The sequence below is a fragment of the Streptomyces sp. NPDC025784 genome, from assembly GCF_055558435.1.
Genome location: NZ_JBVHMN010000016.1, coordinates 191,963 through 204,613, shown reverse-complemented (window position 1 = coordinate 204,613; position 12,651 = coordinate 191,963). Strand labels below are relative to the sequence as shown.

8 protein-coding genes and 1 pseudogene are annotated in these 12,651 nt (G+C 70.2%); 3 read left to right on the top strand and 6 right to left on the bottom strand.

All coding sequences use genetic code 11. The features are described 5' to 3' along the window. Positions 1–223 precede the first annotated feature (223 nt). The 4 genes from ACZ4IF_RS31570 to ACZ4IF_RS31555 all read right to left on the bottom strand — a co-directional run bounded on the left by ACZ4IF_RS31570 (position 224) and on the right by ACZ4IF_RS31555 (position 4,628). Positions 224–2,305, bottom strand: coding sequence for an NAD-binding protein (locus ACZ4IF_RS31570; protein ID WP_467568988.1), 2,082 nt, complete (start codon positions 2,303–2,305; stop codon positions 224–226). Positions 2,306–2,435: 130 nt separating this feature from the next. Next, complete coding sequence (locus ACZ4IF_RS31565; protein ID WP_467568905.1) at positions 2,436–2,711, bottom strand: hypothetical protein; 276 nt, start codon at positions 2,709–2,711, stop codon at positions 2,436–2,438. A gap of 340 nt (positions 2,712–3,051) precedes the next feature. Continuing rightward, positions 3,052–4,032: a CU044_5270 family protein gene (locus tag ACZ4IF_RS31560; RefSeq protein ID WP_467568903.1), complete on the bottom strand. Its 981-nt coding sequence runs from the start codon at positions 4,030–4,032 to the stop codon at positions 3,052–3,054. Next, positions 4,029–4,628 carry an RNA polymerase sigma factor gene (locus ACZ4IF_RS31555; RefSeq protein WP_028799174.1) on the bottom strand — a complete coding sequence of 200 codons (600 nt, stop codon included), beginning with the start codon at positions 4,626–4,628 and terminating at the stop codon, positions 4,029–4,031. Before ACZ4IF_RS31555 ends, ACZ4IF_RS31560 begins: the two co-directional genes overlap by 4 nt. A gap of 487 nt (positions 4,629–5,115) precedes the next feature. Here ACZ4IF_RS31555 and ACZ4IF_RS31550 point away from each other — a divergent pair, with 487 nt between their 5' ends. Beyond that, positions 5,116–5,604: a YcxB family protein gene (locus ACZ4IF_RS31550; RefSeq protein ID WP_467568900.1), complete on the top strand. Its 489-nt coding sequence runs from the start codon at positions 5,116–5,118 to the stop codon at positions 5,602–5,604. A gap of 49 nt (positions 5,605–5,653) precedes the next feature. Here ACZ4IF_RS31550 and ACZ4IF_RS31545 read toward each other — a convergent pair whose 3' ends face one another. Together ACZ4IF_RS31545 and ACZ4IF_RS31540 are read right to left on the bottom strand one after the other, a co-directional pair. Continuing rightward, complete coding sequence (locus ACZ4IF_RS31545) at positions 5,654–6,451, bottom strand: maleylpyruvate isomerase family mycothiol-dependent enzyme (protein ID WP_467568898.1); 798 nt, start codon at positions 6,449–6,451, stop codon at positions 5,654–5,656. A 370-nt stretch (positions 6,452–6,821) separates the two neighbouring features. Further along, positions 6,822–9,920, bottom strand: coding sequence for a tetratricopeptide repeat protein (locus ACZ4IF_RS31540; protein WP_467568896.1), 3,099 nt, complete (start codon positions 9,918–9,920; stop codon positions 6,822–6,824). A gap of 323 nt (positions 9,921–10,243) precedes the next feature. On the opposite strand from ACZ4IF_RS31540, the pseudogene ACZ4IF_RS31535 reads away from it, so the two are divergent. Further along, positions 10,244–10,567, top strand: a pseudogene (locus tag ACZ4IF_RS31535) (transposase); the annotation flags it as partial. 365 nt (positions 10,568–10,932) lie between these two features. Further along, entirely contained in the window at positions 10,933–12,336 is a 1,404-nt protein-coding gene (locus ACZ4IF_RS31530) for a hypothetical protein (RefSeq protein WP_467568894.1), read from the top strand. Positions 12,337–12,651 lie beyond the last annotated feature (315 nt).

Below are 12,651 nucleotides of genomic sequence, written 5' to 3'. Positions count from 1 at the left end.
CAGCCCGTCCGGCGTTTGAGGACGAGGCCGTCCAGGCCGACGCGGGGGTCTGGGGGCGCAACCCCGGGACAACGGGACGGGTAGGGGCGGAGGAGGCGAAAACTCCCGGGTCGACGCCACCCACACGGTGCCACCCACACGGAACCCCGGTGAGCCCGTGAAGGCCCGCGGCACTCAGCTCAGTCCGAAGTACCCCCGCGGCACTCAGCTCAGCCCGAAGTACCTACGTGGCCGCCCGCTCCCGCCCCCGCCGCCCCAACAACTCGGCCAGCCCCCGCCGCGTAGCGGCAAGCACGACCCGGTCCTCACCCCGCAGCACGTAATCGGCAGGAAGATCCCACACCAGCCCGGACCCCACCCCGGCTCCCCGCCCGGCCGAGGCCACCCCGGATCCCCGGGAGCCGGACCCGGAGCCCCCAGACGCTCCACCGCTTCCGGACCCCCCAGAGCCGCCGGAGCCGCCGGACCCCCCAGAGCCGCCGGAGCCGCCGGACCTCCCAGCCCCCCGAGACCCCGCACTCCCGGCCCCGCCGGCCCCCGCCCTCCGGTCCCTCACCCCCGTATCCAGCGCAAGCACCCGCCAGGCCCCCGCCCGAAACGCCTCCCCCACGGTCCGCCCCTCCAGCTGCGGATGCCCGCCCACGTGCACGGCGGCGAAGAGCAGTACACGCCGCTCGACGGGAATCGCCCCGAGAATCTGCCGCCCCATCATCGCCCCGGCGAACGCGGGCGCCGCCAGATGGGAGACGCTCCGGCTCCGGGTGAGGGCGCCGGGATGCGCGGCCCGCAGCGTGCGGTACACGGCGGTGGCGAAGTCGTCGTCGTACAGCCGCAGCACGACCCGCAGATCCGGCCGCACGGTCCGCGCGTACAACGCGGCCTCCAGATTCATGGTGTCCACGCTGGTGAGCGCGAGCAGCGCATCGGCGCGGTGAATCTTGGCGGCCTCCAGCACACCCTCCTGGGTGACGTCGCCGAGCACCACGGGCACCCGCAGCCGCCGCGCCAGAGCGAGCCCGCGCGCCTCGGGGTCGGCCTCGACGCACACCACGGGGATGTGCAGCTCCCGCAGTCGCGCCAGCACGCGCGTGCCGATCTTGCCGACACCGAGCAGCACCACGTGCCCGGACAGCCCGCGCGGCGGCCGTCGCAGCGCCGACCCGCTGCGGAACGTACCGAGCGCCTCCAGCACGGCGGCCAGCAGCACGGGCAGCAGCAGCAACCCGACGAGCCCGGAGAAGAGCTGGAGGATCTGCCGCCCCACCGGTTGCCCGACGGCGGGGTCGTTGATGGCGAAGAGGTCGAGCAGGGTCAGATAGGTGGCCTGCAGCGGGTGCTGGCCGGTGACCACCATCGACGCGACGGCGAGGCCGACGACACAGGCGACGAGTCCGGCGAACGACCACCGCAGCCGACGGGACAGCAGTGAGCCGAACGGCACGACACTGCGCCCGGCGGGCAGCGGGGGACCGGAGTACGACACGTTCTCCAGCACGACGGTGGCGCGCCCGGTCGCGGCGGCCACCGCCCGCTCGTCGGGCAGGAGTTGAGGGCCGTGCGCGCCGCTGCCCTCGGAACCGTCGGCGCCGGCCGGGTCGTTGGCGGTCGCGGACAGCAGGGCCAGCGTGCACAGCCCGGGGTCGGCGACCTGCCCGGGCCCCGGGGGCAGCCGTTCGACCGCGCGCAGCATCAACCCGTCGGTCTGGACGACCTTGCTGGTCCCGGCGAGGGCGGTCGCCGCCAGCGCGGGCGCGGCGGTGTCGGCGTCGGACAGCACGGTGACGGTGGTGGTCGAGTCCAGCGTCTCGTCCGAGCCGTCGGCCCCGGCGGCCGCGTCGGCTCCCGCGGTGGCCAGTGCCGACGCCTGGTCGAGGAGAGCCTCGATGTGCTGGCCGAGGCGCCGGTTGTAGAGGCGCAGCACCAGCCGGATACGCGGGTTGAGCCGCCGGGCGGTGAGCGCCGCCCGGATGTTGGTCTCGTCGTCGTCATAGACGAGCGCGAGCGCGGCGGCCCGCTCGACGCCCGCCTCGGTGAGTACGGCTTCGGAGACCTCGGCAGCCTCCAACAGCCGTCCGGAGCCAGCAGGTTCGGCGCTCCGGGTCCCGTTCCCCTCCCCGTTGCCGGAGGCCCGGTTCACAGCGGCGGTCACCCGGTCGAGGAGCGCGGTGGCCCGCGCCCGCCCGACCACGGGGGGCCGCACACTGCGCTGGGTGCTCGGCACGACGAGCGTCACCGGCTCGCCGTACACCCCGCGCAACTCGGCGGCCAGCCGGTGGGCGAGGGCGTCGTCCCCGGCCACGACCATGGGCGCGACGCCGTCGACCGACGCACTCTGAGACGGAAGATTCACGAAGGAGAAGACTGCCCTACCGGGACAGCCGGTTCCACAGCACCGCCACGGGACCGGCGCCCCGGACCGGGCCCGTGGGGGAGCGCTACAGCACGACGATCACGAAACCTCCGTGGTGGAAGAAGGAGCCGTGGTGATCGAAGCGGTGGTCGAAGCGGTGATCGAACCGGTGGTCGAAGCGGTGGTCGAAGCAGCCTCCGCCCCGGCCGCCCCAGCCGTCGCCACACCAGTTGGTCACCTGGGTGTGGACGGTGGGGGTCGCCGCCATGGCCGTCCCCGTCGTGCTGACCGCGGCGCCGCCGACCGTCAGAAGGCCGACCGCGGCCACCGCGGCCAGACGCCTCGCGCGTTGTGCTCGCATGATGGATGCACCTTCCCTCCATCGTCTCGCGCGGCTCCCGGCCGCACGAGATCGACAGCCGCAGCCGCAGGGCCCGATCGGCGTGGTGGCGGACGTCGCCCCGCACGGACGAGGAGCGGGTCTCACAGACAGGATCCCCGCCGCACGCGAACGGGCGGACCGGGCCGTACCCCGGGCTGCGGCTCTCCTTATGGGTACGGCGAAGGCGCCCCTTTGGATTGCCTTCCGGCAAAATCCGCGAGCAGGGGAGGAACGTCCGCCGGCGGTGGAGCCTTGATGCCGTCGAGCACGCGTGCAATCTCGTCGTCCGTGCGAACAGCTTCGGCGCCCCCGCCGGATGTCAGGGGCGGTCGCCCTTGTGGTCGACGACTCCCGTGGCAAGGAACGCGTTCTGGAACATGAGGTCGCCCGCCTTCCAGGGCCGGTCAGGGGTGTCGTCCGCGCCCGGGAACGTGTCCTTGTAGTCCTTGACGACGATCCATCGGTCGCCGAGGTACTGGTATGTGTGCGGGTCGATCAGGATCTCGCGGCGGATCTTCTGTCCCTTCTCGTCGTGCCCGACCGCGAGGGCGTCCCGGCCCGCGAGGTCCCGTACGAGATGGTCGGTGACCTCGACGCCGGGGACCGCGGCCAGCGCGCGGTACAGCTTGGCGAGCGCCTGCGGCGGGATGGGCTGGGACGCGAACAGCACACTGAGCGCACCCATGTCCTGCTCCGCCTCGGATTCGTGGCTGTTCTTCCCGGGCGGGTAGTAGGCGCGGACCTTCCTCAGCACGGCGGCCGGGTCGTCCGGCAACTCGTCGAGGAAGCGGAGCCGTTCGCGCATGGAGCGGTCGTCGCCCTCCTTGCCGTTCTCGAAGCGCGGGTCCGCGTACCGCGCCCAGTGCTCATGAGGTTCCGGCTCCGGCTCGGGCTGGGGGGCGGCGCTCTCGGGCCAGATTCCGGGACTGGCCGAGAGCTTCTTCACGTAGATCCACTGGCCCGCGTGCGGTGTGGGCGACGGATCAGCCCGCTCCACCGTGGTCGCGGCCCGCTCCAGCACCTCCTTCACCGAACCCTGCACCGTCCGCGTCCCGGCCGGCACCGTGGGCTCCACGTCGCTGTGGCCGCCCCCTCCGAGGCCGGAGGCCAGCACGGCCACCGCGGTGAGCGCGGCGGCGGCCCCGACCGCTGCGAGCCGCCAGTCGGCCCGCAGCCTGCCTCCCCGGCCACGCCCCGCGGCGCTGCTCAGCCGGTCCCGCCCCTCGGCGAGCCGTGCCCGGTCGGGCTTCGGCGCCCCGGCCCGGAACTCGCGTACGTCCTTCATCTCGTCCACGTTCACGGCCGGACCACCTCCGCCACTTCGAGCAGAATCGCCGGGTCGGCACCCAGCGCGGCCCGTACCTTGCGGCGGGCCCGGTTGAGCCGGGACCGCACGGTCCCGACGGGTATGCCGAGCGCCTCGGCGACCTCCTGGTAGGTCAGGTCGGCCCAGGCCACGAGCAGCAGCACATGCCGGTCGGCGGCGGACAGCGCGGCGAGCGCGTCCGCGAGCGGGGCGCGGTCGGCGACCAGGTCCGCGGTGTCCTCGACCCAGCCGGCCGTGACGGGGTCCTGGCCGGTCCTGGCCAGCGCCCGCAGACCGCGTACTTCCTTCCGGCGCTGCTTGCCGATGAGGTGCGCGGCGATCCCGTACAGCCAGGGCCGGGCACTGGCCCGCGAGGCGTCGTAGCGGGCACGCACCCGGAACGCGGTCAGGAACGTGTCGGCCGTGACGTCGTCCGCCGCGTGGTCGCCGAGGCGCCGGGCCGCGTACCGGTGGATGTCGGGTGCGTACCGGTCGTAGAGCCGGGCGAACAGCTCCGGATGTTCCAGGGACTGCGCGATGACATGGCCGTCGCGCTCGTCGCCGGGGTCGAGCGCCGGTGGTCCGGTCACGGGTCCTCCGTCAGCGGGTGGGGTCGAGCGTGTCACCCGTTGTTCCCCGCTGCGCCGCGAAGAGTTCACGGGCGCACAGGATTTTCTCAGGGAGCGGGCGCGACCCTACGGGATCAGCCCCGCCGGCATCTCCCGGATGTGAACCCAGGGCCTCTTCGTCCCGAAGCAACTTGAGTGGGCGTGTGACCTTGGGGCGGTGCGCCCGCCGGCCGAGCTGATGGTCTGTGGTCGTCCGCGCTCGTCCGCCGTCGTTCATCGGCGCTGTCACGCAAGTAGACACTCACCTGGCGTTGCTCCTCAACTGGCGTGAAACGGAACGCAGTTGTCTGCGGCCCAGTCACCAGGCGGGCGCTGCTTCGTAGATTTCTGTCACATCAGGGGGCCGAAGTGGTTCGTGTTCTGGAGTGCTGCAACATCACGAGCGACCGATACTCTCTCGGCGTCCGGGCTCGCCGAGCCGGGCCCCGAGGAAGGAGCCTCCGCAGCCGTGGAGTTGACTGCCACGTTTCAGCTGACCGGCCGGGAGTACCGCGGCCTGATGCGCCACTCCCCGTTGAACCGCCTCTTCGCGACCGCCAGCCTGCTCTTGGCCCTGACCAGCGCCCTCACCCTCCTCTTCGACAACTCGGATGAATGGCTGGTCTACTTCGGGCTCATCACGTTGATCTGCCTCAAGACCATCATTCCGTACATTTCGGCACGTCAAGTCGCGGCCCGGCTGCCCGGACCGTGGACTCTGCATCTGACCGAGGAGACCTACGTACTGCGTACGTCTGATTCCCGGTTCGTGGTGCCCTGGAGCGCCTGCGACTCTGCCAGGGAACGCGGTGGCTTCTGGTTCCTGGGGACGAGCTTGATTACGGCAGAGACCATCCCGAAGCGGGCTTTCGACGAGCACCAGCAGGCCGTCCTCGCCGCGTTCTTGGCCCGGAGATTTCCTCGGGCGAGAGGGCCCTGGTACCGGCTGTTCGCCTGACGTCGTAGCCATATGCGGCACAGTCGGCGGGGGCTCTGCAGCACCCGTCCTACTCCTCCGGGTCCCACGCCCGGAGCAGGTCGAACAAGCCTGCGTCTCCCTCGATCTGCAGGGAGTCCGCGGGGATACGGTCGTACACGAAGAGAACCAGCTCACTGGCCGTGCCGCGAACGGAGACGCCAGCCGCGTCCGGGCCCTCGTCCGCAGCGGCGACAGGCGTCGTGCCGGGCGCGGAGATACGGGTGGAGCGGGCGCCGTCGCCGTCGAGCGTGAGGCGCCAGGAGTGGCCCTCGGTGGCGTGGAAGTCGAAGGCAGTGGGCTTGTGCGGCCAGGCACTCGTCGTTGCGACGCAGGTGGACAGGAACTCCTCGACACCGTCGAGTGCCACCTCGTCCGGCAGCGGCTCCGGGGCACCCACAGCGACCTGGGCGTCGTAGGTGTGCACCGCGATCTGCTGGAGCTGGTGCCGGGCGACGGCGCCACAGGTCTGCGGCGACTGGGACGCACCCCACCACGTCCAGCAGCCGCGATCCGGGCCGGCCTCCCGCAGTGCGTCCAGCAACTCCTGCGTCGACGCGGCCAACCACGCCGGCACGGCCTCGCGCTCCCGAGGCGCAGCCGGGGCGCCCTCTGGTACGGACTTGGCCGGAGCGGGCCCTGCGGCGACGGTGGCGGCCCAGGCGCGGCGCCCCTCGCCGATGTGCTCCGCCAGATCGAACAGCGTCCACTCGGGGCAGGTCGGCACCTGTACGTCGAGGCTGGGCGCGGAGGCGACCGCGGCGCGGAAGGCGCTCGACCGTTCGTCGATCAGTCGCAACAGAACGGGGAACGCAAGTGTCGTCGTCACGTGGACTCCCTATCACCGTGTTCCGACAATCGGACAGTGATTTTCACAGCCGAGGCGGCGAGCGCGCGGCACGGGCCGGGCGCCCTCGGACGACGCCGTGTCGACGCGACCGACGTGCGGCGGGCCTTTCGGCAGGCGGTGGTCACGCAGATGGACACACACGCAAAGCAGCTTCGGCTGTCGGGGTGGCGGGATTTGAACCCACGACCTCTTCGTCCCGAATAAGGTCCGGGCAAGATCCGCACCTGGGCTCGCTGACGTTTACACAGGTCAGGCCTTTGGTGTGCCTTGGTCTCCCTGGGCGCTTGGGAGGCGCTGGGAGAGGATCTTCTCCCAGATTTCTCCCAGTGCGGGACTCATCCGAGGTCGGTCACATCGCGGCTTCGTCAAGAGTGCTCAATGCCGCTGCGGCGTCTGTGTCTCCGTTGTCGGCGGCTCGTTGCCACCAGGTGCGGGCGCCCTCGGTGTCGCCCTGGCCGTGTAGGAGGTTGCCCAGGTTGTACATGGCGTTGGTCTCTCCGGCGTCGGCTGCGCGTTGCCACCAGGTGCGGGCGCCTTCGGTGTCACCTTGGCCGTGCAGGAGGTTGCCCAGGTTGAGCATGGCGTTGGTGTCTTGGGCGTCGGCTGCTCGGGTGAACCAGGTGCGGGCCCCTTCGGTGTCGCCCTGGCCGTGTAGGAGGTTGCCCAGGTTGTGCATCGCGTCGGTGTCTCCGGCGTCGGCGGCTCGTTGCCACCAGGTGCAGGCGCCTTCGGTGTCGCCCTGGCCGTGTAGGAGGTTGCCCAGGTTGTACATGGCGTTGGTCTCTCCGGCGTCGATTGCGCGTTGCCACCAGGTGCGGGCGCCCTCGGTGTCACCCTGTTCGCGCAGGAGGTTGCCCAGGTTGACCATGGCGTCGGAGCTTCCGTTGTCGGCTGCTCGGGTGAACCATGTGCGGGCACCCTCGGTGTCGCCCTGCTCGCTCAGGAGCCTGCCCAGGTTGAACATCGCGTCGGTGTCTCCGGCGTCGGCGGCTCGTTGCCACCAGGTGCGGGCACCTTCGGTGTCGCCCTGCTCGTTCCGGAGGACACCAAGGTTGTGCATCGCGTCGGTGTCTCCGGCGTCGATTGCTCGTTGCCACCAGGTGCAGGCGCCCTCGGCGTCGCCCTGGCCGTGCAGGAGGTTGCCCAGGTCGACCATGGCGCCGGAGCTTCCATTGTCGGCTGCGCGTTGCCACCAGGAGTGGGCCCCTTCAGTGTCGCCCTGGCCGTGCAGGAGGTTGCCCAGGTTGTGCATCGCGTCGGTGTCTCCGGCGTCGGCTGCTCGGGTGAACCATGTGCGGGCGCCCTCGGTGTCGCCCTGCTCGCTCAGGAGGTTGCCCAGGTTGTACATGGCGTTGGTCTCTCCGGCGTCGATTGCGCGTTGCCACCAGGTGCGGGCGCCCTCGGTGTCACCCTGTTCGCGCAGGAGGTTGCCCAGGTTGACCATGGCGTCGGAGCTTCCGTTGTCGATTGCGCGTTGCCACCAGGTGCGGGCGCCCTCGGTGTCACCTTGGCCGTGCAGGAGGTTGCCCAGGTCGACCATGCCGCCGGTGTCTCCGGCGTCGGCTGCTCGGGTGAACCATGTGCGGGCGCCCTCGGTGTCGCCCTGGCCGTGCAGGAGGTTGCCCAGGTTGTGCATCGCGTCGGTGTCTCCGGCGTCGGCTGCTCGGGTGAACCATGTGCGGGCGCCCTCGGTGTCGCCCTGCTCGCTCAGGAGGTTGCCCAGGTTGTACATGGCGTTGGTCTCTCCGGCGTCGATTGCGCGTTGCCACCAGGTGCGGGCGCCCTCGGTGTCGCCCTGCTCGCGCAGGAGGTTGCCCAGGTCGACCATGGCGCTGGTGTCTCCGGCGTCGGCTGCTCGAGTGGACCAGGTGCGGGCGCCTTCGGTGTCGCCCCGCTCGCGCAGGAGGAAACCGAGGCCGGCCATGGCGTCTGTGTCTCCGTTGTCGGCGGCGCGTTGCCACCAGGTGCGGGCGCCTTCGGTGTCGCCCTGCTCGTTCCGGAGGACACCAAGGTTGTACATGGCTTCATCGCTCCCAGAGCCTGCCGCGCGCTCCCAGGCAGAGGTGGCGGTGGCTAGCATGCCGGCGAAGTAGGCAGCCGTACCGATTGCGGCGCAGGCTTCAGGGGCGGCCAATTCCGCCAACCGCTCCCAGATTCTGGGCGTGATCTGCTTATGAGAGACCGGGGCGGATTGGGACTCGTGGTCAACGAGGATGTCGGAGACCTGATAGCCATCGACCTCACCCATGGCCTCTCCGAACGTTTGAAGCGGAGCGATGTCACCGCTGTGGTGAACGGTCTGGCAGGCCCACGTCAGCGCCTCAGCTAGCCAATTTTCCCCAGCGGCTGCACGCTGTGCCCCCGTGAGGAATTCCTTGGCCAGGGCTCCGATGACGGAGACAGGTATGACCGCAGGATGACCGCAGCGTCGAGCGATGACAGCGGCGGTGATTACCGCTTGACCGAAAGGGTTGTCGGCCTGTTCCCAGCGGTGGATGAGTTCCGGGGCAGCCGACAACATTTGGGCCAACCCCGTCCGCCCGCGGGAGGGCAAAACCTGCCGAATTCGGGGATCGACTGAGGTCAGTTCCTCGGCGCGATCCCACTCCGAGTCACTCCACTTGCCAAGGGGGAAGCGCCGTGCCAGTTCCAGGACCTCGCGAGCGTCTTTGTTCAGGTCCTGCCCCTCGTCATTCTCGGCCGGTGTGCTGGTGCCAGGGGTACGGAGCCGATCGTAGATTGTGGGCCAGATGGTGCCGACCAGAATCACGGGGCGGGCGGTGTCGGTCAGTACCCGCCGCACAATCGAGGCTGTGAGACGGTCCGGTCCGGTAAGGAAGTTCTGTGTCTCGTTGAGCCACATGACGCTGCGCTTGAGGTCTGCACCGCTGGTTACGAGTTTGGTCAGAGTGGCGGCGTCGGGGGGCATGAAGAGCCGCCAGTTCGGGAGCACAGCTCGGATGGCTTCATAGGCGCAACGCGTCTTGCCTGCGGCGGCCGGCCCGACCAACAGCAGGAACCCGCCGGTCTTGCTTCTGGCTTCGAGCGCAGTGCGCAAGTCCGCATCGATGTCGCGGGGCACGTAGGTGGGGAGTTCCGCGGAGAGCTCGTGCTCGATGGTGCTGTCCGCAGGCAGGCGGATAGCCTCGTGGATGCCGAGGAGTGCACGATCGGTGACATCCCTGACGAGCAGTACCTTTCCCCTGAGGGTCGGCAGGTCGCTTAGAGCTTCTTCGGCCCGGGCATCCCGCTCCGCAGCACGGGTCGTTCGTGCAGCTAAGGCGTCGGACCGTGCCTTGATCAGCGGCGTCCACACAGAAACAAGTACGCCACCGGCCGCAACTAGGCCCGCCACTAGCCACTTGGGCCAGGGCAGCTCCCCGGCCTTCACACCTGCTGGCGCCGCGGTGAGCACCACCACCGCCACTAGCGGTCCAACCAGCGCCAACCACAGACGATGCTTCCCCCACCTCATGCCGCCATCATCGACGGGAGCATGGGCCCCGTCATCACTTCGGGCAAGGCGTAGTTGTCGAGAGGATTGCTACGACCTCTTCGTCCCGAACGCGATTTCGGGGGTTGTTGACCTGGTGAGGGCGGCGAATGACTTGGTCCGACGCCCCTGGTTCCGTACGTGGCTGTCCACGGTCATCCGGGGCGCGCTGCGACGTTTGGCCCCCCGTTTGGCCCCCTGCACTGTCAGAGGTGACAGCTCATCTGACCCACGACAGGGCTACCACCACAAGGCCGTTGAGCAGCACAGTCAGCGACGTGCTGAGCGTAGTGAATGCCGATGGAACGACCGAGACCGGCTCCGTGGTCGATGACATCGGCCACGAGGGTGCGAGGCGGATGCCGGCCGCCGCCCTGGAAGCTGAAGTCAACGCCTACATAGCCGAGTTGACTGATGAGCGCGACGAGCACGGGCGCCGCCTGGTGGTCCGCAACGGCTATCACCAGCCGAGGGATGTCACGACCGCGGCGGGGGTGGTCGAGGTGGAGGCCCCGCGGGTGAACGACAAGCGCATCGACGAGGCGACCGGCGAGCCCAAGCGGTTCTCCCCGGCGATCCTGCCGCCGTACAGACGCGGCAGCGCGTAGGGAGGGCGGCGGCCGGGGCACCTGGCTTTCGGGGCCACCCAGGGCTGCCCCGACGGCCTGGCGTCAACCGTTCGGTGGAGCCCGAGCGCAGCTTGAACGCCAGACCCCGATGACACGTCACCGGGCCCGAACTCCTCCTGCATCACTTTTCGCGCATAGGTAATCACAATAAGTGATTTATGGTGAGGTGACCTGACCTGCCCCACTGGCGAAGGGCGCCTCACCCCAAGCCAGCACGTCGGGAGACATCAGTGACCAGTCATCACGCTCCACAACACCCCCTCACCGGAGTGGAGGCAGAGCGAAGCCGAGCCCGCGCCGGCATCGGTACTCGTGAGCAGTGGCGGCGGGCAGGAGCCGTGGCGGGACTGTGCGCGGCACTGGCCGGCACCGCACTGACGCCCGCGACCGCCGCACCGGCCGTCGCCGGGCCGGCCACCACCCCAGCGACGGTACGAGGAACCGACCCATCGTCCACCTTCAGCTTCACCGGGTCCCCGCAGACCTTCGCCGTCCCCGCGAACGCGGTCGTCACCATCACTGCGGACGGCGCCGGCGGCGCCGACAACACCGGCACCGTCTGCGGGTTCACCGGGTCCGGGGGGACGGGGGCGCGCGTCGTCACCACGCTGCCGGTGACCACCGCCCCGACGACCTACACCGTCAACGTCGGCGGCACCGGCAGCGCCGGCTGCAACGGGGCCGGGGTCGGCGGCTACAACGGCGGCGCCCCGGGCGGCACCTCGAGCCAACCCACCGGCCAATTCCGGAGAGGTTCCGGAGGAGGCGGGGCGTCCAGCGTCAGCACCGGCAGCAGCCTCCTAGTCGTCGCCGGCGGCGGCGGTGCCGACGGCGGCGCTCCGTTCGCCGGCACGATCGCGGGGGGCAACGGGGGCAACGGCGGCACACCGGATGGCACCGCTGGCACCGCCGGAGCGTTCGACAGCGGTGGTTCGCCGGGATCCGGCGGGCAAGGCGGCAACACCACCACCATGGCCGTCGGCACCGGCGGTACGCCGGCCACCCCCACCGGAGGCTGCACACCCACCGCAGGTAACCCGGGGAGCAGCTTCACCGGCACCGCGGTCGGCACCGGCGGAACCGGCGGCAACAACACCGGCGGCAACTGCGTGGCCGCCGGGGCCGGCGGAGGCGGAGGCGGCGGGTACTACGCCGGCGGCGGGGGCGGCGCCGCCGCCCCCGGCCTCAGCGGCCTCGGCCGTGCGGGTGGCGGCGGTGGCGGCGGAGGAAGCAGCTTCGCCACTCCGACGGGCACCGGGACGGGCTATACGGCCTCGGCGATCGGGACGGCGAACAGCAACGGTCAGGTGATCATCTCCTACACGGTGGCCACCCCCTCCTGGACCATCACCAAGACCCACACCGGGAAGTTCGTCCAGGGCGAGCAGGGGACCTACACCATCACGGTCGGCAACAGCGGGCCGGGCGTCACCGACGGCAGCACGGTCACCGTGCACGACACTCTTCCGCGAGGACTCACCGCCCGCAGCATCACCGGCACCGGATGGAACTGCCACCGGACCACCCTCACCTGCACCCGCAGCGACGTCCTGACACCAGGCAGCAGCTACCCGCCCATCACCCTCAAGGTCAACGTCTCCTGCGGCTGCGACACACACCACGAGATCAAGAACACCTCGACCGTCACGGGAGGCGGCGACACCACCACCCACACCGCCACCGACCCCACCACGATCAAAGGCAACAAACACTGTCACCGCGCCGGGCACGACCCCAGGTGAGCGATCGGTCGCGGCTGGTACAACAGCGACGAAAGAAGCAGAACCCGACGGGGCGGCGCTCCGGCCGTTGACGCAGTTCAGCGCCCGAGCGCGCCATAAGGCCTTGGCACGGGCCATCTCGCATCGTCCGAGCTGCTTACTCGGGGAGTGGATTTCCTTGATCCACTCCCCGTTCACTCCCCAGAGGCCCCAAGGAACGAATCAGGGCCGGCCTCCCGTGAAAGGAAGACCGGCCCTGACCTGGTGTTTCAGCTGTCGGGGTGGCGGGATTTGAACCCACGACCTCTTCGTCCCGAAGCAATTTGGGTGAGCGCC

Excerpts from the sequence above, each read along its gene's own strand:
- ACZ4IF_RS31570 (WP_467568988.1), bottom strand. The coding sequence starts at position 2,305 with ATGGTCGTGGCCGGGGACGACGCCCTCGCCCACCGGCTGGCCGCCGAG.
- ACZ4IF_RS31565 (WP_467568905.1), bottom strand. The coding sequence starts at position 2,711 with ATGCGAGCACAACGCGCGAGGCGTCTGGCCGCGGTGGCCGCGGTCGGC.